The following is a 24,841-nucleotide window of genomic DNA, read 5'->3' as shown; positions in this document are numbered from 1 at the left end:
AAAAGCCGTCAGAGCCCCGCGGGGCTGTCCCTATCATTGGCTTCGGCCTTGGGCCCCGGGTAAAAGTTTGTCCCTATCAACAACCAATAGTCCGGCTATTAGCGATCCGCCACAGAGGGTCTAGCCTTAATTCAGCGCTGGCGCGAGCCGGCCGGATGAGACCTGATCAAGAGATAACGAAGAACGAGTCAGAAGCGTACTGGGCTTACCGTGGGCCACCGTCCTGGCAACTCGCTTGCCGCTCTGCAACATGCCCTGTGGCCACACCCATCAGTTGAGCGAACTGTGAGCCCCGCAACCTATGTCATTGCTTTCGCCTGTCGCTATTTCGTGCCCATCCGGGGCGGATAGCTGGATGAATACGACCAAAGGTAGCTCCTCATGGCAAACGAATCGAAATGCCCGTTCAACCACGCCGCCGGCGGTGGGGTAACCAACCGCGACTGGTGGCCGAACCAACTGAACCTGAAGATCCTGCACCAGCACTCGTCCCTGTCCGACCCCATGGGCGAGGACTTCAACTATGCCGAAGCCTTCAAGCGCCTGGATTTCCAGGCCCTGAAACAAGACCTGCATGCGCTGATGACCGACTCCCAGGACTGGTGGCCCGCCGACTTCGGCCACTATGGGCCGCTGTTTATCCGCATGGCCTGGCACAGCGCCGGGACCTACCGCGTCGGTGACGGCCGTGGCGGCGCCGGTTCCGGCCAGCAGCGTTTCGCCCCGCTCAACAGCTGGCCGGACAACGTCAGTCTCGATAAGGCGCGCCGGCTGCTGTGGCCGATCAAACAGAAGTACGGCCGCAACATCTCCTGGGCCGACCTGATCGTGCTTACCGGCAACGTCGCCCTGGAATCCATGGGCTTCAAGACCTTCGGTTTTTCCGGCGGTCGCCCGGACGCCTGGGAACCGGACGAAGACGTCTATTGGGGCTCGGAAAACAAATGGCTGGGCGGCGACACCCGCTATGGCAAACCGGATAAAGCCGCCATGCAAGAACCCGGCGAGGGCCAATTGGTGGCCGAGCCTGGCAATGAAGAAAGCCGCACCGACCAGGGGCGCAACCTGGAAAACCCCCTGGCCGCGGTGCAGATGGGCCTGATCTATGTGAACCCCGAAGGCCCCGAGGGCAACCCGGACCCGGTGGCCGCCGGGGTAGATATCCGCGAAACCTTCGCCCGCATGGCGATGAACGACGAAGAAACCGTGGCCCTGATCGCCGGCGGCCACGCCTTCGGCAAGACCCACGGCGCCGGCCCCGCCGACAATGTCGGCGCCGAACCTGAAGCCGCCGGCCTGGAACTGCAGGGCCTGGGCTGGAAGAGCACCTTCGGCAGTGGCAAGGGCGCCGACACCATCACCAGCGGCCTGGAAGTGACCTGGACCACCACGCCCACCCGCTGGAGCAACAACTACCTGGAAAACCTGTTCGGCTTCGAGTGGGAGCTGACCAAGAGCCCGGCGGGCGCGCACCAGTGGACGCCCAAAGGTGGCGCCGGCGCCGGCATCATCCCCGATGCCCACGACCCCTCCAAGCGGCGCAACCCGACCATGCTGACCACCGACCTGGCGCTGCGCTTCGACCCGATCTACGAGCCGATCTCGCGACGCTTCCTGGCGAACCCCGATCAGCTGGCCGACGCCTTCGCCCGCGCCTGGTTCAAGCTGATCCACCGCGACATGGGCCCGCTCTCGCGCTACCTGGGCCCGGAACTGCCCCACGAAGAACTGCTGTGGCAAGACCCGATCCCCGCGGTGGATCATGCCCTGGTCAACGACAGCGATATCGCCGCACTCAAGGCCAAATTGCTGGCCTCGGGCCTGTCGGTGTCGCAACTGGTGTCCACCGCCTGGGCGGCGGCTTCCAGCTTCCGTGGCTCCGACAAACGCGGCGGCGCCAACGGCGGGCGCCTGCGCCTGGCCCCGCAAAAGGACTGGCCGGCCAACCAGCCCGAGCAACTGGCCAAGGTGCTGGCGACCCTCGAAGGGGTCCAGAAGGATTTCAACAGTGCGCAATCCGGTGGCAAGAAAGTCTCCCTGGCCGACCTGATCGTGCTCGGCGGTAGCGCCGGCATCGAACAGGCCGCGAAAAACGCCGGCCTCGACATCAGCGTGCCGTTTTCCCCAGGGCGCATGGACGCTAGCCAGGAGCAGACGGACGTCGAGTCGTTCGGCTACCTCGAACCCATCGCCGATGGCTTTCGCAACTACCTCAAGACCCGCTACGCGGTACCGGCCGAAGCGCTGCTGATCGACAAGGCGCAACTGCTGACGCTCACCGCCCCCCAAATGACGGTGCTGATCGGCGGCCTGCGCGTGCTCGACATCAACGTCGGCCACACCCCCCACGGCGTCTTCACCACACGGCCGGGCGCGCTGACCAACGACTTCTTCGTCAACCTGCTGGACATGGGCGTGGAATGGAAACCTGTCTCCGACGCCCAACAAGAGTTCGAAGCCCGCGACCGCAAGACCGGCCAGGTCAAATGGACCGGCACCCGCGTCGACCTGGTCTTCGGCTCCAACGCCCAGTTGCGGGCATTGGCCGAGGTCTATGCCAGCGCGGATGGGCAGGGGCAGTTCGTGCAGGACTTTGTCGCGGCCTGGGTCAAGGTGATGAATCTGGATCGGTTTGATCTGAGGTGAGGGGAAGCGCCTTGAGGTCTGGAAACAGGGCTCTCGACCCGATGGTTCAGGTCGGGGGCACCAGGCCGGAGGTAGGCGCCTCATAAACCATTCGGTGTTTTTGAAAGTTGCTGACGCCTCCCAGTGTGGAGGCGTTTTTTTGTCCGAGGGGAAGGTAGCGGTGACTGTTCGCGGGGTGGAGATTGCCTGGGCTCATTGGGACAGAACGGGGGATATCCATCTCTTGATAGGTGTCGATGACCTGTCCTTTCTCTGACTGCTCAAGTGCATTTGATCTGATCAGGATCAGGTTTTCCTTACGGCAATTTTGGATAATTCCTACCCCTATACCTTCGTCTCTTTGGGTATGGTGGCAAGCCTGATTTGGACGCCTGATGTGGCGGCCACAGGCCCATCAGATCGGGCGTCGAGAACATGCAAACGGTGTGAGTGCGGAGTTGACCCTCGTGCATTTTTACAAATAGGTTGCTGCCGTCAAGGATGATGAGAACGGCAGTTACAACGGTTGGTTCCGCCGTGGCCTGCCTGCTGTGGTCGAAGGTCCGCTACGGTTTGCCGTGACACAGGAGTCATCTGGCAGCGGTGGGGACGGGACCGTTCCCACCGACTCCGGACTGGCCCCCGGCAGAGCCGGCATCAAGGCCAGCTTCCGCCAGGGCGGCAAGGGCGTCGGGCAGTACAACACCGACAAAGGCTACGAATATCAAAAAAGCTACAACGACAAACGTGCCCAATGGGCCACTCTCTATGGCGTTATCAAGATTGCCCAGCATGCTGACTGGGCAGGAGGTTCATGATGCGCCTGCGTCAGCTCTTCACTGTTCTTGGCATGGTCGCCTTGACCAGTATCACCAGTTGCACATCATTTTCCTCTTCTCGGAACTCTTCCATGGACAAGACCGGATGGATCACCCATTGCTTGGGCAGATTCCTGATCGATTTGCCGCCCCAAGCGGAAGTCAGAGCGGGGTATTACTTGCGTGGGCAGGTTATTGAGCCACTAAGGGACGATCTCGCTGCATTCACGTCCAGGATCGATCAGCACGAGCAGGAGCTTAAACGGCAGCAGCATGATACGAAGGGAAGCATGTTTGTGCGCCGGTATGATCTGGGCAAAGGCTCAACCGGGATCCTGTCTTGGGCTTCCGATGCCAGTATCGAGTCGTATTACCTGTACGCCTATGCTGTTTCAGAACCTGTGTGGCAGCCTTATTACTGGAGGATTGAGATGGAGCCAGATCGCGAGCCTCGTGGCATTGAGGTCGCGAAGAACCTGGTACGCGATCTTCGCTCTCGCGAACCCAGTGAAATTCCCACCGAGCCGGGTTTTTGCATTGATCGTGGCTATATCGCAGGCAACCACTTCCAGAGCGAACGTTTCGATATCGGCGTGACTTTCCCGGATCACCCCGGCGCCCACTTCGAATTCACCTCCAGCACCGGAGCAGAAGAGAACCGTCTGCTGGATCGGGTGAGTGGTTTCCTCGCAGATGCCGCCAGGACGGTGCTGGGGATCGAGACCCTGCGCAAAAAGGAGCGTGGCGGCGCGGTTCCTGCCGACGAATACCTGTTGGCCAGTACTGACAAGGGGCAACGCATCTATACGTTCGCCTGGGAAGCTCAAGGCAAAGATGACTCGATTACCGAGCCAAACATTTCAGCCGCGCTTGGTGTACTTCAACGTAGCCCCGACAGCAACGGCAGGCTGCCAGCGCCGCCATTCAAATCAGACAAAGAAGCGCTGGCGTTCTGGGACACCATCATCGGCTCCGTCCGCCTGCGCCCGGTGTCTTCGCGTGACGGTAATACAGCAGGCTCCTGAATATTTATCCTTCGGAGGGCGCAAGGAGGGAGGAGTGTTTGTGAGTACAACGGAAAAGGAGCAGACATGGACATCATCCGACTCGGCGATTCCACCAGTCACGGTGGAACCGTGATCGAAGCGTTCAACCAGACCGACCTGAACGGCAAACCCATGGCCGGGGTCGGGCACAAGGTCACCTGCCCTCTATGCAAAGGTGTGTTTCCTATTGCCGAGGGCAGTGCCTTGCTGGATGTCGGCGGTGTTCCCGTGGCGCTCCATGGAATGAAAACCGCCTGTGGCGCCAGCCTGATTGCCAGCGGACCGAAAGGCGATGCTGAGAGTTAGTCAGGTAGAGGGTGGTGTTTTTGTTTGCCCAAGGCGAGGGCGTAGTAACCGTTCGGCGAGTACAGATTGCTTGACGTTTCGGGTGGCGTAAGTGGGGATCTGCTGCTGGAGAGATGGACATAAACAGCGACGGTTTTAAGGTTGTTCGCCACCACCCAAAAAACTAGTCTGTCCCTGTCGCTGCAAAATCAGCGATCGGGCCTGAGAACCCGGTAAGATGCAGGCGCACAAGCGCCCGCCCACGATTGCAGGCGCATTTTTGTGCCCGTCTTCTCGTGTCATGGCGGCTGTGCGTGGGAGACCTTCGGGTCTGCCGGGTTCCTGTATCTCCGGTTTCTCAGCCTGCGCACAGCTGCCACCCATTCGCCTGAGAACGAACATGGCAGCTCTCTTTTGATATGGGAGGTTCAACCATGTACGCCCGCAATCTGTCTGTATTTCTCTGTCTTTCGTTTCGGCTTCGTCTGCTCAATAACACCTACTTCCTGGCGGTTGCAGGAGGTGCCTTATGAGCATGCCAACCCCCATCAAAACCCTGGGCGTCGTCACCTTCGGTAATTGCGCAGATCCTGAACAAAGCCTATTCCGCGTCAACGCCGACGTGCCCTTGCAACAAGCCCTGGAACACGCTTCGACCCTGCTGTACTACGCCAAGAAACTCGCATTGGACGCGGCCATGGAAGAACAGGGCGAGCGCTATGCCTGGGCTTCGCACTTTCTGGCAGAGATGGGGAAGGCGGTGATTGATGATGTTTGTTTGGGGGTGGGGGACGGGGGGATTTTGAGTTAAAGCTTTATAGCGTGAATCATGAAAACGCCGCTTATTGTTGGGTGATAAGTGGCGTTTTTTATTGTCGGGGAGGTAGCTTTCGGCTGTGGATTCAATCGGTCGATTCACGTTATTTATGACTGCGGCAATTTAATCATCAGATTCGTCAAGGCTTGCTTGGGGTAGGCTTCTTCAGCTTCGATGGTGATTGAACCACGGTTTCGTTTAGTGTTGGTTTTCGAGGTTTGGATTTGGTGACTGTTGGGGTTGAAGTTTTTACGAGTCTTCCAGTAGGTGATTTTGATTTTTTTCTCGCAGCTCCCGTAATGGACATGGAAAGTACTGTTCCACTACCGATTCGTTTGAAGTAAGCGACATTATCTTCATGCACTTTATCCATCGTCACCCAATCTCCTGAAGCCCCCAATGAATCAGCTCTGAACTCGTTGTCTTCAAGGACGCGCAACATCTGGGGGTAGCGCTTCTTATGGAAGTCCCAAGCAGCAAGAAACTTAACTCTCACTTGAGGCGAAGGGTGTGAGCGCATTTGTTCATGGATATGTTGGAGGAATTTAATCTGTCCGTAGACGTCAGGAGCTATATCGCCGACTGGGAGATCGAACACAGTGGGAAAATGGCCGAAGGTATGCATATTGAGCATCTCCAGTTGCCGATTGAGGTAAACGAAAGAAAAGTCGGAATTAAACTGATCAAGACGGAAGAACTGGTTGTACTTAGCGCACTCCTTGTCCATGAATAGCCCCAGAGACGGGATATCCTTCTCTGCCAGATAAGCTGTGATCAAAGCACTTCCAAAAAAGCACTCGACGTGATTGAGTTCGTAATGGAAAAAATCTCCGGCAACCAAAGCGGCCCTAAAGTAGATGTCCTGACCGATCAGCCGGTCATGTAGGTCTTCTGCGAACTCCGTCAAATACCAAACCAAATATCGCCTTTCTTCGTCATTAGTAGGTGATGTGACATTGTAAACTAATACTGTATCGGAAAAGACAATTGTCTTGAAACTGTTATGTCTGTGAACATTTAGCGAATCGAGGATTGAATAAACTCGCGCCACTTTCCTTGGGTCTTTGCGAACCATTTCGGTAAAACCCAAGATGTCGATATAGAGGAGGAATCGGTCAGCCATCCATTGCGCCCTTGTTGTGGAGTGGAGTTGAAGGAATTTCGATCAGGCTACAGTGTTTCACGTTCTACGGCCTGCCGTATGCTATCGGTCAATTCTGGGATCAGACAAAAAATAGTCTCGAGTAGCTGTCATTCTCTTGGTTGGACTTCTTTCTGCCCTAGCATCAGCGGCTGCTTTGGGGTGTTTTTCACCTGTCACGACCGACTGTTTTTGGCCGACTCTGTTGAAAAAGCCGCTATGGCTCGGCATTCGCCAAAATGGGGCTGAAAAACAGCTGTATGGGTGCGGTAGATATGAAGCCTGAGTCCCCAAAAGCAATGCAGATTTCAATTCTGAACGCCTGCATTTTGCCGCTAAAACTCAAGTCCGACTTTTTCAACAGAATAGGCCAAAAGCCACTATTTAAGGCTGAGCTTGATTCAGCACCTCCTCGGTTTGCATTAGTCGTTGTCGTTGCAGGTACGCTTGTTAGATAGCAAGGGGACTTCAAACCAAGAACGGCCACACTCCGGTCCCTGCTGGGGTGACCAGAACCCCCGCGCACCAAGCCCCGCCAACCGCCGAACTATAATTAACAAGCACCCCATCTGCCCGGCGAGTACCGCTGCGCCCATCGGTTACCCCGCAAGCTCACCCGCCCGGCAGAGGGCAGTCCAACCAATGGGACGGGACGCCCAACTGATGACACGAGAGGGACCCGCCATGAAACTTCATTCCTTCCAGCATTACTCCCATGGTCTGGAAATGGCCGTTCACGATGCATGGGTCACCACCAAGGTGAGGTCGGCACTGACCTTTGCCGAATCGACCCGTGGTTTGCCTATCCATGTCAAAACCCATGCCGGCATGGTTACCTTGAGCGGTCGGCTCAACACCCATAAACAGTGTGAGCAGGCTGTCAGCCTGACCCGTGGGGTACACGGCGTCGCCGGCATCGATGCCAGTGACTTGCAGACCCATATGTTCACCCCGGGAAGCCTGCCCGAAGCGCCCAACGCCGAAGAGAGCAGCGAATACCCTTCGCCGTCGGCGACGAAGAGGGACGACAAATGACCAAGGCGAAGGCTTGAGCGTCGCGCCGGGAGGCCAGGGCGGCGCTGGGTTCGCTAGCCTTTTCGGCGGGGCCTCAGGAGGATCGCCAGCACGTTGAAAGCCCTGCCCGGTCGGGTGGGGCTTTCTCTCAGTTGCCAAAGGGTTGCACCCAGCCAGGCTGTATCTGACCCGTTGCAATGCGCAGGCAGTCCCTTCAGCCCAGCGCGGCCAGCATCAAATCCAGATTCTCCACCGCCGCCCCCGCCGCGCCTTTACCCAGATTGTCGAACACCGCCGCCAACAACACCTGCCCCTCACCCTCGAACACCATCAAGCGCATCGCGTCGGTATCGTTCAGCGCCCGCGGATCAAGCCCCGTGAGTTCTTGTGCCTGCCGAAGCGACATCACCTGCACACAACCGCTGCCGACGTAGTGCTGTTCCAGGCAGGCATGAATGCGTGCGGCATCCACCCCCGGAGCAAGTAGGCGCAGCTGTAGAGGAATGGTCAGCACAATGCCCTGGCGAAAGGCACCGTAGGCCGGGACGAACAGCGGCCGTTCGCTCAGGCCACTGTGTTGCTGGATTTCCGGCACATGCTTGTGGGCCAGGCCCAGGCCATAGACCTGGAAAGGGGCGGCTTGGGAAGCATTCGGGCTTTCGTGGGCTTCGACCGCAGCGCGGCCGCCACCGGAGTAACCGGAGATGGCGTTGATGCTGATCGGGTAGTCCTTCGGCAGCAGTCCGGCTTGCAGCACGGGGTGCAGCAGGCCGATGGCGCCGGTGGGGTAGCAGCCGGGGTTGCTTACGCGCTTGGAGGTGGCGATGCGCTGTGCCTGTTGCGGATGCATCTGGGCGAAGCCGTAGGTCCAGTGGGGGTGGGTGCGGTGCGCCGAGCTGGCGTCGATCACCCGCACCGCCGGGTTGCGGATGCTGGCGACGGCGTCGCGGGCGGCATCGTCGGGCAGGCAGAGCAGGGCGATGTCGCAGGCATTGATGGCTTCGGCGCGACGTTGCGGGTCTTTGCGCTGGTCGGCGGCGAGGGTCAGCAGGTGCAGGTCGCTGCGGCCTTGCAGGCGCTGGTGGATCTGCAACCCGGTGGTGCCCTGGTCGCCGTCGATAAATACGAGGGGTGTGCTCATGCTGTGTGCTCGCAAGCGGGAATAGATTGGGCAAATCTTCCGGCTGAAGCTGAAATAGAGAAAGTTGAATTTAATAACACTAAGCTTCAGTTTTTCTGAATCTGGAGCAGACCATGCGTGAGATCAGCCTCGACCGGTTGCGCACCCTGGTGGCGATTGTCGACCTGGGGTCCTTTGCCGAAGCGGCCCGCGCGCTGAACCTGGCGCCGCCTACGGTCAGCCTGCATATCGCCGACCTGGAGGCGCGGGTGGGCGGCTCGCTGTTGTCGCGCACCCGGGGTCGGGTGCAGCCGTCGGCCATTGGCGAAACCCTGGTGGAACGGGCGCGGCGGCTGTTGGCCGATGCCGAGCAGGCGCTGGAGGATGTGCAGCGCCAGGTGCTGGGCCTGGCCGGGCGGGTGCGCCTGGGGGCGTCCACCGGGGCCATTGCTCAGTTGCTGCCCCAGGCCCTGGAAACCCTCGGCCAGCGCCATCCGGGCATCGACCTGCAGGTGGCGGTGCTGACCTCCCAGGAGAGCTTGAAGAAGCTCGCCGAAGGTTCGCTGGATATCGGCCTGGTGGCCTTGCCGCAAACCCCGGTCAAGGGTTTGCGCATCGAGCCCTGGCGCAAGGACCCGGTCATGGCTTTCCTGCCGGCCCGCTGGCAATGCCCCGATCCGGTGACACCGCAATGGCTGGCCGCCCAGCCGCTGATCCTCAACGACCACAGCACCCGGCTGTCGCGCCTGACTTCGGAGTGGTTCGCACTGGGCGGCCAGCAGCCCACGGCGCGCATCCAGCTCAACTACAACGACGCGATCAAGAGCCTGGTGGCCGCCGGTTATGGCGCCACCTTGCTGCCCCACGAAGCCGCCACGCCGCTGCCCGACACCCGGATCGCCATGCGCCCGTTGCAGCCGCCGCTGTGGCGCCAGCTGGGCATTGCCCATCGGGACGGCGAGGTGGAACGCTCGACCCAGCATGTGCTGGAGGTGCTGTGGGGGCTGAGCGCCGATTGATAACGGAGCGCCTTAGCCCAGCAGGTGCCTGGAAATGTGCTTCGAGATTTCCACCATCGAAGTCTTGCCAGTGAACTCGAACTTCACCTGGCCCAGCGATGAAAAGTAGATCTCCAGCTCGGAGTCCAGGTCGAAGGTGCCGGAGGTTTCCACCGAGTAAGCGACGATGTTTTTGTAGGGCAGGGAGGTGAAATCCTTTTTGCTGCCGGTGATGCCCTGAACGTTGACCGCGATAATGCGCTTGTTGGTAAACACCACGCCGTCGCGCATGGCCTTATAGGCGTCGATCACCTGCTCGCCTTCCAGCAACAGGTCGCTGACCCGCTCGGCGTATTCGTCGTTTTGCTTGAGCTTGAAGAAGCCTTTGTTGTTGAAGTCGATCATGGGGAGCGTCCTTATTTTTGAAGTAATATTCCAGGTTTTTGCTAGCTGTTAAGGCGTATCGGACCCGGCTCAGGTTCCATCGCCGCTTGGGTACAGCGTTATACCAAGAGTTTGCTGGTAGCAGATACCAGTTAAGGCGATGTCTCTGATGGCCTTTGAATTATTCTGATCGACTTTTAACTGGAATTAATAATTCATGAGGTAGCTACTACTTTGGATTGCACATGATTCTCGGCATCACTGGAAGAGCAACTATTAGGAACTGAAAGGATGAAACGGATTTTAGCGGTATGGCTGTTGATTGCCGGCAACATGGGGAGTGTTGCCTATGCTGGGGGCGATATTACAGCGGCCCGGCAGTCGTTGAAGAATTACGGCCTTGGCTATTGCATCGTTAATCAGTTCAAAAATGAGTCCGATGTGAAGAGCGATATAGAGTCGGCTATTGGCGCCTATTCCTTCATGGGGAGTGGTATGCACACCATTCTTCAGAATGAAGATACCCTGGAGACTCTGCATAATCCTTATGATGCAACGACGAATTTTGTATTTTCCATGTATGAGAAAACCCAAGCCAGTAGCAAATATACGGATAAGAAAGTCGTGTTCTATGCCTGCCTCGATATCTATAACTCCAAGGCGTTCGACGATTTTATCAAGACGCAGGACCCGTACATTACACAATGATGGGTAAAGAACTGGCCGAGCGCGATATCCCATATCGCGCTCGCCACCCTGACTTAAAACAACTTCCAGCTATAACTCAGCAACAACCGGTTCTCATTGATATCGGTCCGATAATTCGAGCGCGCCAGCACATTGCGCACCTTGATTCCCAGCCCGCCCAACGGGCCGGACTGGATCACGTAACCGATATCCAGGTCGCGCTCCCAGTCCTTGCCCTCAAAGCCTTTGCCGGTGTCGACGTTGTCGCCGCGGATGTAACGCAGGGTGGTGGTCAGGCCGGGCAGGCCGCTGGCGGCGAAGTCGTAGTCGTAGCGCAGTTGCCAGGAGCGTTCGTCGGTGTAGGCGAACTCGTAGGTGGGCACTTCGTTGCCCAGCGGGGTGATGTTGGCGAAGACCCGGGGAAAGGCGCTGTCGCCGAACATGCCCTGGTAGCCGATGTAGAGGGTGTGGCCACCGCGCTTGGCCGATAGCAGGGAGAAGAAGGCCTGGTTGTCGATGGCGCCGAGCAGCTGTTTGCCGTCTTCTTCGCTGTCGTAGTAGCCGAGGTTGGCGCCGAGTATCCAGTTGCCCAGCGGCTGGCTGTGTTTCAGGCCGAGGAAGCGCTGGTGGTAGATGTCTTCCAGCTGGCCGTACCAGGCGCTGACGCTGCTGCGTTTGTCGTTGAAGGCGTAGTCGGCGCCGGCGTAGTTGAAGGCGTCGCTGCTGACTGCGCGTTTCGGTACGTGGCCGAGCATGGCTTGCAGTTTGCCGTCGCCGGATTCGTTGCGCAGGCTGGTGGAGCGCAGGCGGCCGCCTTGCAGGGTCAGGCCGTCGATGTCGTTGGAGACGATGCTCGCGCCCTGGTAGGACGGCGGCAACAGGCGGATATCGCTGAAGCTCAGCACTGGCAGGTTGGGTTGCAGTTCGCCGATGCGCAGCTCGCTTTTCGCCAGCCGCAGTTTCAGTGCCAGGCCGAGGCGGCTGTAGTTGTCGGCGGCTTCGCCATCCTCCTGTACTGGCAGCAGGCCGCTGTTGACCCGGCCTTTGCCGCTGTCGAGCTTGAGCCCCAGGGTGCCGATGGCATCCAGGCCCAGGCCTAGGGTGCCGGGGGTGTAGCCGGACTTGAGGTTGAGGATAAAACCCTGGGCCCATTCCTGGGCCATGGACTGCTCGGTGCCGCGGATATCCGAATAGTCGCGGCTGAAGAAGTAGTTGCGGGCCTGGAGGGTGGCGGTGGCGTCCTTGATAAAACCGCCTTCTGCGGCCACCAGCGGCTGGGGCGCGCTCAGGCACACCGCGCTGGTGCCCAGCGCGGCGAGGGTCTTTGCAGGTTTCATTGCTTTTACTCTTATTGTTATGGAAAGCAGTTCACTGCCCGGCAGGCTAGGGGCGGGTGTGGGGCGGGTGCTATCCATTGCCTGCAGACCTGTATCCCTTTTCTGCAGGTGCGCTTTTTTGCGGTAAGGGGAGGTGGGCGCAACCGCGAGTCGGCTGCGCGCGAGGAGTCAGGCGTCGGGGTGTTCGGCGCGCAGTTCGTCGATCATGCGCAAGCAGTGGCTGAGCCCCGCCGACACATCGCCGACCCGCCGGCTGATGATGATCGGCGAGGTGGCGTTGGCTTCCAGCAGCGGGCTGAAGCCGATGTCGTCGCGGTGCAGCAATTGCACCGAGGCCGGCACCAGGGTGATGCCGATGCCGGCGCCCACCAGGCCGATGGCGGTCTGCAGTTCGTTGGTCCACTGCACGATGCGGATGTTCAGGCCGTGGGTGTTGAACAGCGCGATCACATGGTCGGCGTAGCTCGGGCGCGGGTTGCCGGGGTAGAGCACGAAAGGCTCGTCGGCCAGTTGCGCGAGGCTCACCGGCTGGCCGATCAGCGGATGGCCGGCGGGCAGGGCGGCCACCAGGCGATCCTCGGTCTGCACCTTCTGCACGATGGCCGGGTCGTCGATGCGGATCCGCCCGAAGCCGATATCGATGCGCCCGGCCTTGAGCGCTTCCACCTGTTGCAGGGTGGTCATTTCCGACAGCCCCAGTTCCAGGGCCAGGGTCTCGTGGCTGCGCAGGCGGCGGATCAGTTCCGGCAGCAGGCCGTACAGGGTCGAGGGGGCAAAGCCGATGCCGAGCCAGGTCTTTTCGCCGTGGCCGATGCGCCGGGTGTTGTCGCAGACCTTGGCCAGTTGCTCCAGCAGCACGCTGGAATGCTCATAGAAAAAGCGCCCGGCTTCGGTCAGGCGCAACGGCCGGCCGCGCTCCAGCAACAACACCCCGAGTTCTTCTTCCAGTTGCTGGATCTGCCGGCTCAGGGGCGGCTGGGCGATGTGCAGGCGCTCGGCGGCCTTGGTGAAGTTGAGGGTCTGGCCCAGCACCTGGAAGTAACGCAGATGACGCAGTTCCATAAGGCCTCCGCGGGCAAAGGTTGGATACCTTCAAGGTATCGAGCCAGACCAATTCTATATTGGAACCCCGGAAAAAGCCGTACGAGAATCGGTTCCATAACTTCAAGAACCTGATGGGTATGGAAATGCTTTCAAGTGTCATTGAATCGATCGAAACGATCATTGTCGATCTGCCCACCATCCGCCCGCACAAGCTGGCGATGCACACCATGCAGAACCAGACCCTGGTGCTGATCCGCCTGCGCTGCGCCGACGGCATCGAAGGCCTGGGCGAAGCCACCACCATCGGCGGCCTGGCCTATGGCAATGAAAGCCCGGACAGCATCAAGACCAATATCGACCGCTTCTTCACGCCGCTGCTGCTCGGCCAGGACGGCGCCAATATCAATGCCGCCATGCAGCGCCTGGAGCGCAGCATTCGCGGCAACACCTTCGCCAAATCCGGCATCGAAAGCGCCTTGCTCGACGCCCAGGGCAAACGCCTGGGGCTGCCGGTCAGCGAACTGCTCGGCGGCCGGGTGCGCGACGCCTTGCCAGTGGCCTGGACCCTGGCCAGCGGCGACACCGCCAAGGACATCGCCGAAGCGGAAAAGATGCTCGACCTGCGCCGCCACCGCATCTTCAAGCTGAAGATCGGCGCCGGCGAGGTGGACCGCGACCTGGCCCATGTGATCGCGATCAAGAAGGCCCTGGGCGACCGCGCCAGCGTGCGGGTCGACGTCAACCAGGCCTGGGACGAAGCGGTGGCGGTGCGTGCCTGCCGGGTGCTGGGCGGCAACGGCATCGACCTGATCGAACAGCCGATCTCGCGCAACAACCGCGCCGGCATGGTGCGCCTGAACGCCATCAGCCCGGCGCCGATCATGGCCGACGAATCCATCGAATGCGTGGAAGACGCCTTCAACCTGGCCCGCGAAGGCGCGGCCTCGGTGTTCGCCCTGAAGATCGCCAAGAACGGCGGCCCGCGCGCGGTACTGCGCACCGCGGCGATCGCTGAGGCGGCGGGCATCGGCCTGTACGGCGGCACCATGCTCGAAGGCGGCATCGGCACCCTGGCGTCGGCCCATGCCTTCCTGACCCTCAATACCTTGAGCTGGGACACCGAACTGTTCGGCCCGCTGCTGCTGACCGAGGACATCCTCGCCGAGCCGCCGCTGTACCGCGATTTCCAGCTGCACGTATCCCGGGCGCCGGGCCTCGGCCTGAGCCTGGACGAGGAGCGCCTGGCGTTCTTCCGCCGCGACCAAGCCTGAACTGCCATTCATCACGTCTTAAGGAGAGCACCATGCTGTTCCACGTCAAAATGACCGTGAACCTGCCGGTCGACATGAACCCCGAGCGCGCCGCCCAGCTCAAGGCCGACGAAAAGGCCCTGGCCCAGCGCCTGCAAGAGCAGGGCAAGTGGCGGCATCTGTGGCGCATCGCCGGCCTGTATGCCAACTACAGCGTGTTCGACGTCGACAGCGTGCAGGAACTGCACGACCTGCTGATGCAACTGCCGCTGTACCCGTACATGGCTATCGAAGTGAACGCGCTGTGCAGGCATCCTTCGTCCATTCGTGCGGATGACCGCTGAGCCCGCGCCAGCCTGCTCCACACTCTAATAAATACAAGATGAGGAATAACCATGAACGTCCGAATTTCCCACACTGCCAGCGCCCAGAAATTTCTCGAAGAAGTCAGCGGCCAGTTCAACGATCAGGGCAACCCACGCACCAAGGCCCTGGTGTACCGCATCCTGCGTGACACGGTGAACATCATCGAGGACCTCGATGTGACCCCGGAAGAGTTCTGGAAGGCGGTCAACTACCTCAACGTGCTCGGCGCGCGCCAGGAAGCCGGGCTGCTGGTGGCCGGCCTGGGCCTGGAGCACTACCTGGACCTGCTGATGGACGCCGCCGACGAACAGGCCGGCAAGACCGGCGGCACCCCGCGCACCATCGAAGGCCCGCTGTACGTGGCCGGCGCGCCGCTGAGCCAGGGTGAAGCGCGCCTCGACGATGGCGTCGATCCGGGCGTGGTGCTGTTCATGCAGGGCCAGGTGCGCAACACCGCCGGCGAACCGCTGGCCGGGGCCATTGTCGATGTCTGGCACGCCAACACCGGCGGCACCTATTCCTACTTCGACACCACCCAGTCCGAGTTCAACCTGCGTCGGCGCATCGTCACCGATGCCGAAGGCCGCTACCGTTTTCGCAGCATCGTGCCTTCGGGCTACGGCTGCCCACCGGACGGTCCGACCCAGCAGTTGCTCGACCAGTTGGGCCGCCACGGCCAGCGTCCGGCGCATATCCACTTCTTCATCTCGGCCGATGACCACCGTCACCTGACCACCCAGATCAACCTCGATGGCGACGAATACCTGCACGACGATTTCGCCTACGCCACCCGTGACGAACTGATCGCCAAGATCACCTTCAGCGACGATCAGCAGCGTGCGGCGCAATACGGGGTCAGCGGGCGTTTCGCCGAGATCGACTTCGACTTCACCCTGCAGTCGTCGGCCCAGCCCGAGGAGCAGCAACGCCTGGAGCGGGTGCGAGCGCTGGAGGACTGACAGCGCGGCAGATCCCGATTCGGGGCCACGGGATAACGTGAGTGATCCCGTGGTTTTTGCCGTTGTGAGCCGTGGTCGAAGTCTTGCGTGATGGGCCAGCGGTGGCGAACGATCACCGCCCGGCAATAACAATCCCAATAACAAAAACGGGGAGTGACCCGCTTATGGAAACCCATCTGTTGAGTGAGCGCAGCCGGGTATTCGCCCAGGCCGATCCCTACGCTGTGTCCGGCTATGTCAACCAGCATGTGGGCAGCCACTGCATCCGTTTGCCCAAGGCCGGCAGCCCCCAGGCCAGCCTCAATCATCGGCAGTTCGCCAGCCTTGACCTGTGCTCGATCAGCTACGGCGGCAGCGTGCGCGTCACCTCGCCGGCGCTGGAAACCATCTACCACCTGCAAGTGTTGCTACGCGGCCACTGCCTGTGGCGCGGCCATCGCCAGGAGCATTACTTCGCCCCCGGCGAGCTACTGCTGATCAACCCTGACGATCCGGTGGACCTGACCTACTCCGACGATTGCGAGAAATTCATCATCAAGGTGCCCACCCGCCTGCTGGAGTCGGTGTGCGATGAGCAGCGCTGGCTGTATCCGGGGCAGGGCGTGCGCTTTGTGGGCAACCGCTACCAGCTGGATGAGCTGGAAGGTTTTATCAACCTGCTGAACGTGGTCTGCCGCGAAGCCGAAGCCGCCGAATGCATCCCCCGGGTGCAGGAGCATTACGCGCAGATCGTCGCGAGCAAGATGCTCAGCCTGATGAAGACCAACATCCGGCGGGTGGGCCTGGGCTCGTCGTCGGCGACCTTCGAGGCCATCGCCGACTACATCGAGCGCAACCTCAAGCAGGACATCGGCTGCGAAGAGCTGGCGCAACAGGCGCAGATGAGCCTGCGTTCGCTGTATGCGCTGTTCGAGCGCAACGCCCGCACCACGCCCATGCGCTACATCCGCCAGAAGAAACTCGAGCGGATCCACGCCTGCCTGCGCGACCCCGGCTGCAACGTGCGCAACATCACCGAACTGGCCATGGACTTCGGTTTCCTGCACCTGGGACGCTTCTCGGAAAGCTACCGCAAACAGTTCGGCGAACTGCCGTCCGACACCCTCAGACGCCGGCCTTGATCCAGATTGTGTTTCTGTAGGAGCGGCCGGTGGCGCTCGATTGCCGGCGATCGGGAACGACGCGTTGGTGTCTGATCCGACGTCATCGCGAGCAAGCTTCGCTCCTACAGAAGCCGTGCCCGCCGCGTCATTCCTGATTCTTCATACGGATGTAGGACTTGCCCTACAAAACTCTGCAGAAAACGGATAGTGGTCTGCACGCAACGGATATTGCCCCCGCACACCCCGCCCTAGCATGAGCCTTGCCTGAATAAAAACAATGGAGGCGGCGGCCATGACCCTGCGACCCGAATACCTTCACTCCCTGCTTGAAGAAGACCGTGACCGGGGCGTCTACCGCTGCAAGCGGGAGATGTTCACCGACCCCCGGCTGTTCGACCTGGAAATGCAGCACATCTTCGAGGGCAACTGGCTGTACCTTGCCCACGAGAGCCAGATCCCCAACAACAACGACTACTACACCACCACCATGGGCCGGCAGTCGGTGTTCATCGCGCGCAACAAGGACGGCGAACTCAATGCCTTCCTCAATGCTTGCAGCCACCGCGGCGCCATGCTCTGCCGGCACAAGACCGGTAACAAGTCGTCCTACACCTGCCCGTTCCACGGCTGGACCTTCAACAACTCCGGCAAGCTGCTCAAGGTCAAGGACCCGGCCGCCGCGGGTTACCCCCCGAGCTTCAACTGCGAAGGCTCCCACGACCTGACCAGGGTCGCGCGCTTCGAGTCCTATCGCGGCTTCCTGTTCGGCAGTCTCAACCCCGACGTACTGCCCCTGGTGGAGCACCTGGGCGAGTCGGCGAAGATCATCGACATGATCGTCGACCAGTCCGCCGACGGCCTGGAAGTGCTGCGCGGTTCCTCGAGCTACATCTACGAAGGCAACTGGAAACTCACCGCGGAAAACGGTGCCGACGGCTACCACGTAAGCTCGGTGCACTGGAACTACGCGGCCACCCAGAGCCAGCGCAAGCAGCGCGAAGCCGGCGAAGAGATCAAGACCATGAGCGCCGGCAGCTGGGCCAAGCAGGGCGGCGGTTTCTATTCCTTCGACAAGGGCCACATGCTGCTCTGGACCCGCTGGTCCAACCCCGAGGACCGCCCGCTCTACGAGCGTCGCGATGAGCTGGCCCGGGACTTCGGCCAGGCCCGCGCCGACTGGATGATCGAGAACTCGCGCAACCTGTGCCTGTACCCCAACGTCTACCTGATGGACCAGTTCAGCTCGCAGATCCGCATCGCCCGGCCGATCTCGGTGGACCGCACCGAGATCACCATCTACTGCATCGCGCCCAGGGGCGAAAGCGACGAAGCCCGCGCAACGCGCATCCGCCAGTACGAGGACTTCTTCAACGTCAGCGGCATGGCCACCCCGGACGACCTGGAGGAATTCCGTTCCTGCCAGATGGGCTATCAGGGCTGCAACAGCGCCTGGAACGACATGTCCCGCGGTGCCGAACACTGGGTCGAGGGCGCGGACGATGCGGCCCGGGAAATCGACCTGCAACCGATCCTCAGCGGCGTGCGTACCGAAGACGAAGGCCTGTTCGTGATGCAGCACAAGTACTGGCAGCAAACCATGCTCGAGGCGGTGGCCGCCGAAGCCGCGCGAACCATTGCCGTGGAGGCTGTGTGATGAGCATTTCCCATGACACCGTGCGCGATTTTCTCTACCGCGAAGCGCGCTACCTGGACGACAAGGACTGGGACAGCTGGCTGGAACTCTATGCCGCCGACGCGACCTTCTGGATGCCGTCCTGGGACGACAACGACGAACTCACCGAAGACCCGCAGCGGGAAATCTCGCTGATCTGGTACGGCAGCCGCTGCGGCCTGGAAGACCGGGTGTTCCGGATCAAGACCGAGCGCTCCAGCGCGAGCATTCCCGACACCCGCACCTCGCACAACCTGAGCAACATCGAGCTGCTGGAGCAGGCCGACGGCCTGTGCAAGGTGCGCTTCAACTGGCACACCCTGAGCTTTCGCTACAAGACCGTCGACAGCTACTTCGGCACCAGCTTCTACACCCTCGATGTGCGGGGCGAGACCCCGCGGATCCTGGCCAAGAAAGTCATCCTGAAGAACGATTACGTTCGTCAGGTCGTCGATGTCTACCACCTCTGAGGCGACCGCCATGACTCATCACATCGCACTCAATTTCGAAGACGGGGTGACCCGCTTCGTCGCCGCCAACGCCGGCGAAACCGTGGCCGATGCCGCCTACCGCCAGGGCATCAATATCCCCCTGGACTGTCGCGACGGCGCCTGCGGCACCTGCAAGTGTTTCGCCGAAGCCGGGCGCTACGACCTGGGCGAGGAATACATCGACGACGCGCTGACAGCGGCTGAAGCCGAGCAGGGCTTCGTGCTGACCTGCCAGATGCGCGCCTTGAGCGACTGCGTGGTGCGGGTGCCGGCTTCGTCGCAGGTTTGCCGCACCGCCCAGGCCACCTTCGACGCCACCATCAGCGCGGTGCGCCAGCTATCCGACAGCACCATCGCCCTGTCGATCAAGGGCGAGGCCCTGAGCAAGCTGGCGTTTCTGCCGGGGCAATACGTCAACCTCGGCGTGCCCGGCAGTGAGCAGACCCGGGCCTATTCCTTCAGCTCGCTGCAGCGCGACGGCGAGGTCAGCTTCCTGATCCGCAACGTGCCGGGCGGCCTGATGAGCAGCTTCCTCACCGGCCTGGCGAAAGCCGGTGACCCCATGAGCCTGGCCGGGCCCCTGGGCAGCTTCTACCTGCGCGATATTCGCCGGCCGCTGTTGCTGCTGGCCGGGGGCACCGGGCTGGCGCCGTTCACCGCGATGCTGGAGAAAATCGCCGAGCAGGGCAGCGAGCATCCGCTGCACCTGATCTACGGGGTGACCAACGATTTCGACCTGGTGGAAATGGATCGCCTGGAAGCCTTCGCCGCGCGCATCCCCAACTTCAGCTTCAGCGCCTGCGTGGCCAACCCCGAGAGTCGCCACCCGCTCAAGGGCTACGTGACCCAGCATATCGAGCCCAGGCACCTGAACGACGGCGATGTGGATGTGTACCTGTGCGGCCCGCCGCCGATGGTCGAGGCGGTGAGCCAGTTCATTCGCGAGCAGGGCATCGCCCCGGCCAATTTCTACTACGAAAAATTCGCCGCCAGCGCGGCCTGACAGCCCCCGCGCCCTATGTAGGAGCGAGGCTTGCCCGCGATGGCGATAGTGGGGCAACGCTGACCTTTCAGCCTGTCGGCTGATCGCGGGCAAGCCTCGCTCCTACAGATGAAGGGGGGTGGTGCGTCGGTACATTGGCATGAGGTTTTGAGATGAGCAGATTCGAGGAAAAAGTCGCCCTGGTCACCGGGGCGGCGCAGGGCATTGGCCGGCGGGTCGCCGAGCGCCTGGCCGAGGAGGGCGCGCGGCTGGTGCTGGTGGATCGCTCCGAGCTGGTGTTCGAGTTGCAGGCCGAGCTGGCCCCCAGGTTCGAGGTGCTGGCGTTGACCGCCGACCTTGAGCAGTACGCCGGATGCAGCCGGGCGATGGCCGCGGCCGTCGAGCGTTTCGGGCGCATCGACGTGCTGGTCAACAACGTCGGCGGCACCATTTGGGCCAAGCCGTTCGAGCACTATGCAGAGCAGCAGATCGAAGCCGAAGTGCGTCGTTCGCTGTTCCCCACCTTGTGGTGCTGCCACGCGGCGCTGCCGTACATGCTGGAGCAGGGCAGCGGTGCCATCGTCAATGTGTCGTCCATCGCCACCCGCAGCATCAACCGCGTGCCCTATGGCGCGGCCAAGGGCGGGGTGAATGCCCTGACCGCCTGCCTGGCGTTCGAGACCGCCGGGCGCGGGGTGCGGGTCAACGCCACCGCCCCCGGCGGCACCGAAGCGCCGCCACGGCGCATTCCACGCAACAGCGCCGAGCAGAGCGCCGAGGAACAGGTCTGGTACCGGCAGATCGTCGACCAGACCGTCGATAGCACCCTGATGAAACGCTACGGCACCATCGACGAGCAGGCCGCGGCGATCCTGTTCCTGGCCTCCGACGAGGCGTCCTACATCACCGGCCTGGTCATGCCGGTAGGCGGTGGCGACCAGGGCTGAAGTATCAGGCGTCATCGAAAATCGCACCCTGACTGTAGGAGCGAGGCTTGCCCGCGATGGCGTCCGGCCTGGCACACCGCAGCGCTCCAATCGCGGGCAAGCCTCGCTCCTACAGGACTGCGCAAACGCACATCCGGTTTCTCATAAAACAACAACAAGAGTCAGATGCCATGCGAAACATAGACAGCAATCAATTGATCGACGGGGCACGCTTCAATGCCTTTCACTGGCGCGTGCTGTTCTGGTGCGCGATGATCATCATCTTCGACGGCTACGACCTGGTGATCTACGGCGTGGTGCTGCCGGTGCTGATGCAGGAGTGGGGCCTGAGCCCGCTGCAGGCCGGGGCGCTGGGCAGTTATGCGCTGTTCGGCATGATGTTCGGCGCGCTGTTTTTCGGCACGCTGTCGGAGCGCATCGGCTGCAAGAAAGTCATCGCCATTTGCGTGGTGCTGTTCAGCGGTTTCACCCTGCTCAACGGCTTCACCACCACGCCCACCCAGTTCGGCATCTGCCGCTTTATCGCCGGCCTCGGCATCGGCGGGGTGATGCCCAACGTGGTGGCGCTGATGAACGAATACGCGCCGAAGAAAATCCGCAGCACCCTGGTGGCGATCATGCTCAGCGGCTACTCGGTGGGCGGCACGCTGTCCGCCGGCCTGGGCATCGTGCTGCTGCCGAATTTCGGCTGGCAGGCGGTGTTCTATGTGGCGGCGATCCCGTTGTTGCTGTTGCCGCTGATTCTCAGATTCCTGCCCGAATCCCTGGGCTTCCTGCTGCGCCAGGGCCGGGACGACGAAGCGCGCCAGGTGCTGCAATGGGTCGAGCCGGGCTTCGTCGCGCAACCCGGCGACTCGTTCGTCAAGGCCAACCTCAAGACCGCCGGCGCGCCGGTGGTGCAGCTGTTCCGCGAAGGCCGGGCGCTGAGCACCCTGATGCTCTGGGTGGTGTTCTTCTGCTGCCTGCTGATGGTCTACGCGCTCAACTCCTGGCTGCCCAAGCTGATGGCCAGCGCCGGTTACAGCCTGGGCTCGAGCCTGATGTTCCTGCTGGTGCTGAACCTCGGGGCGATTTTCGGCGCCGTGGGCGGCGGCTGGATCGGCGATCGCCTGCAGCTGCAAAAGGTCCTGGTGGCGTTTTTTATCGTGGCCGCGGTGTCCATCAGCCTGCTTGGCTTCAAGAGCCCGCACGGGTTGCTGTACGCCCTGATCGCGATTGCCGGGGCCACCACCATCGGCACGCAGATCCTGGCCTTCGCCTGTGTCGCCCAGTTCTATCCGGTGACGATCCGCTCCACCGGCATTGGCTGGGCCTCGGGTATCGGCCGCAGCGGGGCCATTGTCGGGCCGCTGCTGGGCGGTGCCTTGGTGAGCATCGAGCTGCCGCTGCACTATAACTTCATGGCCTTTGCCATTCCGGGGGCGGTGGCGGCGCTGGCGATGTGTTTCGTCTACCCGCGGCCCGCCAAGGCGCTGCCGGTCAGCCAGGCCAGCGCGCCGTCCCTGTAGCTGGGGCCATGACCGGCGCGGGCGCCCAGGTGCCTGCGCCGGTGGTTCAGTCATGCCATGCCTCAGGGCTTCGGGGCTTGCATGCAGCCGTTGATCGAGGATTTTTCATTGTCGGCGCTGGTGGCCGGGTTTATCGCCACGCTGATTTCCTATGCCGGGCCGCCGGTGATCATCTTCCAGGCGGCCCTCGTCGGGCTCGCCCTGTTCGCCGCCCTGGCCGTACCGCGGGATCGCGAGGCGGCGTTGATCACCTTCCTGGTGACGGCGTCGGGCATGTCGCTGTTCGGTTTGTCGGCGGCCTTCTGGGGGCTGCTGTTTGGCCTGGTGGCCCGTGGTGTGCTGACTCTGCGTCGTCCGCAGGGGTTACCGGCGGCGGGGGAGGCACAGGCGCGTAATTGACAGTGCCGCGGCATTGGCCATGTATCGAAATCCTTGCACAGGCCAATCACCTCCGGCCCGGCCAGGGGCTGCGGGGTTGCCGTTCGCTGCTGCCGAAATGAGCGTGCAAGTCCCTGGAAATCTGTGGGTTTTTCGATACAACCCTTACCCATTCTTTACCTTCATGCGGTGCTCGATGTCGCACAAACGCTGTCTGAAACGGCGAGAAACTTGTGGTTCTCGTCCTGAAAGAGAGTGAAGCGATGATATTGAGTCGAGTTGCAAAAGTGGCGGTAGTGATCGCCTTGTTGTCGTCCCTGTCGGGCTGCTGGATGTTCTTCCCGCCGGGTGGCGGCGGTGGCGGGCATGGCGGCGGTGGCGGCGGCCCGCATGGCGGTTTTGGCGCAGGTCCCGGCGGTGGCGGTCCACGCTGACCACGACTGACCTGCTTCTGTAGGAGCCAGGCTTGCCGGCGATCGAGGCGCCGCGGTGTATCAGGCCGGACGCCATCGCGGGTAAGCGGCTGGTCGGATACGCCGTCGCGAACCCCTTCTCGAGCCTGGGGCGCAAACCCCCAGCACCTATACTCAATCCAGGCATGGTCGTGTGGTATCCGGTTGAAGCCTGCCCCGTCGTGAGCGGGTGGCCGTGGTCGACGCTGTGCGAGGGTTGCCATCTTGTACCTGCGTGCGCTGATCGTCGTGATGCTGCTGGTGCTGGCCGGATGCGCCGCGACCCAACGTGTCCGCGAGGTGGTGGCGCCGGTGGTGGTGCCGGCCAGCACCTGGCGCCAGGTGGACCGGGAGATTGCCGAAGCTTCGCAGCAGGCGGTGATCCAGGTCAAGGTCTTTGCCCGCGGCTCTATGGAGCACTGGCGGGTGCGGGTCTATGCCGTTACCGAGGAAACCTTCATCCCCTGGTTCAGCAGTTACTGGACCCAGGAGTGGATGGCCATGAAAGTCAGTTGGTACAGCCTCACCGCCGGCGACGAGCAGGACGCGGCGGCGACGCGGCTGGCGGAGTACCTCAAGGAACAGTATCAGGAGCAGGTGCTGGCACCGGTGGCGGTGGAGATCGACCCGGATGCGATTCTCAACCAGGCCACGGAGTTCTATATCGAGCTGCTGGACAAGCAGGTGCAGGTTATCGCCCAGCGTTATCGGTTGCCGGCCAGGCAACTCGATCAACGGCTCAATGGCATCCAGGCGATTCGCCTGGGGCCGCCGCCGGCGCGCGATGCGTCGTTGTATCAGGTGTTGCATGCCAAGCCCCTGACTACGCTGCCGGCCTACTCGGCGCTGTACCAGCAGATCCATAGCGCGCCGGCGGGCACCGGCGAGGTGTCGTCCGAGGCCGGGATTGTCTCGGTGGCCAGGCAGGCCAGCGAAAAATTCGAAGCGCAGATGGCCGGCCGTGGCATTGCCGGCGCCGCGTCGGCGGTGGCCGGCAAGGTCGCCGGCGCGGTGATCTCCCTGGGCGCCGCGGGGTTTCGCGCGATTGCCCATGAGAGCGACCGGGCCGAGACCGAGGCGCAGATTCGCCAGAGCCTGGGCAAGGCGTTCGACCAGGCCTGGTTCAAGCTGTTGAACAACACCGGCAACGGGGTGATGGCCGGGGTGTATTACCTGGCCGGGCATATCGAGGGCGAACTGGGCCAAAGCGCGGTACCGGAGCCCCCGCTGGAGACGGTACCGGGCACTGTGCATCCGCCCGCGACGCCGGGCCTGAGCGCCCCGCAAACCGGTTGGCAGCCGGAGCCATGAAGTCCGGCGGTCGGCCGATTCAGGTTTTTTCGCGCCGACTTGTCGATTGTCGGCGATGCGGATCGACCAGTTCCCAGAGTGACCGACAGCAAGGTCGGGATCCGAT

Annotated in this window: 24 protein-coding genes and 1 pseudogene; 20 read left to right on the top strand and 5 right to left on the bottom strand. The window is 61.7% G+C overall.

The features are described 5' to 3' along the window. Window positions 1-381: 381 nt before the first annotated feature. The 5 genes from katG (at window position 382) to AC07PQ_RS05010 (ending at window position 5,585) form a co-directional block, all read left to right on the top strand. Window positions 382-2,646, top strand: coding sequence for a catalase/peroxidase HPI (gene katG, locus AC07PQ_RS05030; RefSeq protein WP_101338574.1), 2,265 nt, complete (start codon window positions 382-384; stop codon window positions 2,644-2,646). A gap of 530 nt (window positions 2,647-3,176) precedes the next feature. Next, the gene (locus AC07PQ_RS05025; RefSeq protein WP_178081082.1) at window positions 3,177-3,443 is read left to right on the top strand and encodes a hypothetical protein; all 267 of its coding nucleotides are present in this window, start codon (window positions 3,177-3,179) and stop codon (window positions 3,441-3,443) included. Beyond that, a complete protein-coding gene (locus AC07PQ_RS05020) occupies window positions 3,443-4,468 on the top strand; it encodes a T6SS immunity protein Tli4 family protein (protein WP_493184322.1) in 1,026 nt (341 codons plus the stop codon). Before AC07PQ_RS05025 ends, AC07PQ_RS05020 begins: the two co-directional genes overlap by 1 nt. 66 nt (window positions 4,469-4,534) lie before the next feature. After that, window positions 4,535-4,795 (top strand): PAAR domain-containing protein, encoded by a 261-nt coding sequence (locus tag AC07PQ_RS05015; protein ID WP_150052334.1) that lies wholly within the window; start codon window positions 4,535-4,537, stop codon window positions 4,793-4,795. Between the two features lie 508 nt (window positions 4,796-5,303). Beyond that, window positions 5,304-5,585: a DUF3077 domain-containing protein gene (locus AC07PQ_RS05010; RefSeq protein WP_493184323.1), complete on the top strand. Its 282-nt coding sequence runs from the start codon at window positions 5,304-5,306 to the stop codon at window positions 5,583-5,585. 145 nt (window positions 5,586-5,730) lie between these two features. Here the strand turns inward: AC07PQ_RS05010 and AC07PQ_RS05005 are convergent, their stop codons facing one another. Continuing rightward, window positions 5,731-6,714 (bottom strand): hypothetical protein, encoded by a 984-nt coding sequence (locus tag AC07PQ_RS05005; protein WP_493184324.1) that lies wholly within the window; start codon window positions 6,712-6,714, stop codon window positions 5,731-5,733. 702 nt (window positions 6,715-7,416) lie between these two features. Between AC07PQ_RS05005 and AC07PQ_RS05000 the strand changes: the two genes are divergently transcribed. Further along, window positions 7,417-7,767, top strand: coding sequence for a BON domain-containing protein (locus AC07PQ_RS05000; RefSeq protein ID WP_101338568.1), 351 nt, complete (start codon window positions 7,417-7,419; stop codon window positions 7,765-7,767). 193 nt (window positions 7,768-7,960) lie between these two features. On the opposite strand, the gene argC is transcribed toward AC07PQ_RS05000, so the two are convergent. Continuing rightward, entirely contained in the window at window positions 7,961-8,887 is a 927-nt protein-coding gene (argC, locus tag AC07PQ_RS04995; RefSeq protein WP_493184325.1) for an N-acetyl-gamma-glutamyl-phosphate reductase, read from the bottom strand. A 113-nt stretch (window positions 8,888-9,000) separates the two neighbouring features. On the opposite strand from argC, the gene AC07PQ_RS04990 reads away from it, so the two are divergent. Further along, complete coding sequence (locus AC07PQ_RS04990) at window positions 9,001-9,885, top strand: LysR family transcriptional regulator (protein WP_009044742.1); 885 nt, start codon at window positions 9,001-9,003, stop codon at window positions 9,883-9,885. A 12-nt stretch (window positions 9,886-9,897) separates the two neighbouring features. On the opposite strand, the gene AC07PQ_RS04985 is transcribed toward AC07PQ_RS04990, so the two are convergent. Then, entirely contained in the window at window positions 9,898-10,269 is a 372-nt protein-coding gene (locus AC07PQ_RS04985) for a PH domain-containing protein (RefSeq protein WP_009044741.1), read from the bottom strand. Between the two features lie 270 nt (window positions 10,270-10,539). Between AC07PQ_RS04985 and AC07PQ_RS04980 the strand changes: the two genes are divergently transcribed. Beyond that, window positions 10,540-10,956, top strand: a complete 417-nt coding sequence (locus AC07PQ_RS04980; RefSeq protein ID WP_493184326.1) for a T6SS amidase immunity protein Tai4 family protein — start codon at window positions 10,540-10,542, stop codon at window positions 10,954-10,956. A 53-nt stretch (window positions 10,957-11,009) separates the two neighbouring features. On the opposite strand, the gene AC07PQ_RS04975 is transcribed toward AC07PQ_RS04980, so the two are convergent. Both AC07PQ_RS04975 and AC07PQ_RS04970 read right to left on the bottom strand, forming a co-directional pair. Then, a complete protein-coding gene (locus tag AC07PQ_RS04975; RefSeq protein WP_493184327.1) occupies window positions 11,010-12,272 on the bottom strand; it encodes an OprD family porin in 1,263 nt (420 codons plus the stop codon). Between the two features lie 168 nt (window positions 12,273-12,440). After that, entirely contained in the window at window positions 12,441-13,334 is an 894-nt protein-coding gene (locus tag AC07PQ_RS04970) for a LysR family transcriptional regulator (RefSeq protein ID WP_023964142.1), read from the bottom strand. A gap of 125 nt (window positions 13,335-13,459) precedes the next feature. Between AC07PQ_RS04970 and AC07PQ_RS04965 the strand changes: the two genes are divergently transcribed. The 12 genes and pseudogenes from AC07PQ_RS04965 to AC07PQ_RS04910 all read left to right on the top strand — a co-directional run bounded on the left by AC07PQ_RS04965 (window position 13,460) and on the right by AC07PQ_RS04910 (window position 24,735). Continuing rightward, window positions 13,460-14,587 carry a muconate cycloisomerase family protein gene (locus tag AC07PQ_RS04965; RefSeq protein ID WP_492571087.1) on the top strand — a complete coding sequence of 376 codons (1,128 nt, stop codon included), beginning with the start codon at window positions 13,460-13,462 and terminating at the stop codon, window positions 14,585-14,587. A gap of 32 nt (window positions 14,588-14,619) precedes the next feature. After that, window positions 14,620-14,910, top strand: coding sequence for a muconolactone Delta-isomerase (catC, locus tag AC07PQ_RS04960; RefSeq protein ID WP_007922462.1), 291 nt, complete (start codon window positions 14,620-14,622; stop codon window positions 14,908-14,910). A gap of 51 nt (window positions 14,911-14,961) precedes the next feature. Beyond that, window positions 14,962-15,891, top strand: coding sequence for a catechol 1,2-dioxygenase (gene catA / locus AC07PQ_RS04955; protein ID WP_007922461.1), 930 nt, complete (start codon window positions 14,962-14,964; stop codon window positions 15,889-15,891). 164 nt (window positions 15,892-16,055) lie between these two features. Beyond that, complete coding sequence (locus AC07PQ_RS04950) at window positions 16,056-17,012, top strand: AraC family transcriptional regulator (RefSeq protein ID WP_101338563.1); 957 nt, start codon at window positions 16,056-16,058, stop codon at window positions 17,010-17,012. Between the two features lie 274 nt (window positions 17,013-17,286). Continuing rightward, window positions 17,287-18,648, top strand: coding sequence for a benzoate 1,2-dioxygenase large subunit (benA, locus tag AC07PQ_RS04945; protein ID WP_493184328.1), 1,362 nt, complete (start codon window positions 17,287-17,289; stop codon window positions 18,646-18,648). Continuing rightward, window positions 18,648-19,136 carry a benzoate 1,2-dioxygenase small subunit gene (gene benB, locus AC07PQ_RS04940; RefSeq protein WP_007922866.1) on the top strand — a complete coding sequence of 163 codons (489 nt, stop codon included), beginning with the start codon at window positions 18,648-18,650 and terminating at the stop codon, window positions 19,134-19,136. The genes benA and benB overlap by 1 nt, the downstream gene beginning before the upstream one ends. A 10-nt stretch (window positions 19,137-19,146) precedes the next feature. After that, a complete protein-coding gene (gene benC / locus AC07PQ_RS04935) occupies window positions 19,147-20,160 on the top strand; it encodes a benzoate 1,2-dioxygenase electron transfer component BenC (protein ID WP_007922864.1) in 1,014 nt (337 codons plus the stop codon). A gap of 152 nt (window positions 20,161-20,312) precedes the next feature. Next, window positions 20,313-21,086 (top strand): 1,6-dihydroxycyclohexa-2,4-diene-1-carboxylate dehydrogenase, encoded by a 774-nt coding sequence (locus tag AC07PQ_RS04930; RefSeq protein ID WP_493184329.1) that lies wholly within the window; start codon window positions 20,313-20,315, stop codon window positions 21,084-21,086. A 170-nt stretch (window positions 21,087-21,256) separates the two neighbouring features. After that, window positions 21,257-22,594: an MFS transporter gene (locus AC07PQ_RS04925; RefSeq protein WP_493184330.1), complete on the top strand. Its 1,338-nt coding sequence runs from the start codon at window positions 21,257-21,259 to the stop codon at window positions 22,592-22,594. A gap of 117 nt (window positions 22,595-22,711) precedes the next feature. After that, window positions 22,712-22,993: pseudogene (locus tag AC07PQ_RS04920) on the top strand (benzoate/H(+) symporter BenE family transporter); the annotation flags it as partial. 242 nt (window positions 22,994-23,235) lie between these two features. After that, entirely contained in the window at window positions 23,236-23,406 is a 171-nt protein-coding gene (locus AC07PQ_RS04915) for a hypothetical protein (protein WP_177323779.1), read from the top strand. Between the two features lie 243 nt (window positions 23,407-23,649). Next, window positions 23,650-24,735, top strand: a complete 1,086-nt coding sequence (locus AC07PQ_RS04910) for a hypothetical protein (protein ID WP_007922856.1) — start codon at window positions 23,650-23,652, stop codon at window positions 24,733-24,735. Window positions 24,736-24,841: the final 106 nt, after the last annotated feature.

Source organism: Pseudomonas sp. GW821-FHT09E12 (genome assembly GCF_059416085.1).
This window is presented reverse-complemented; position numbering and strand designations above follow the sequence as displayed.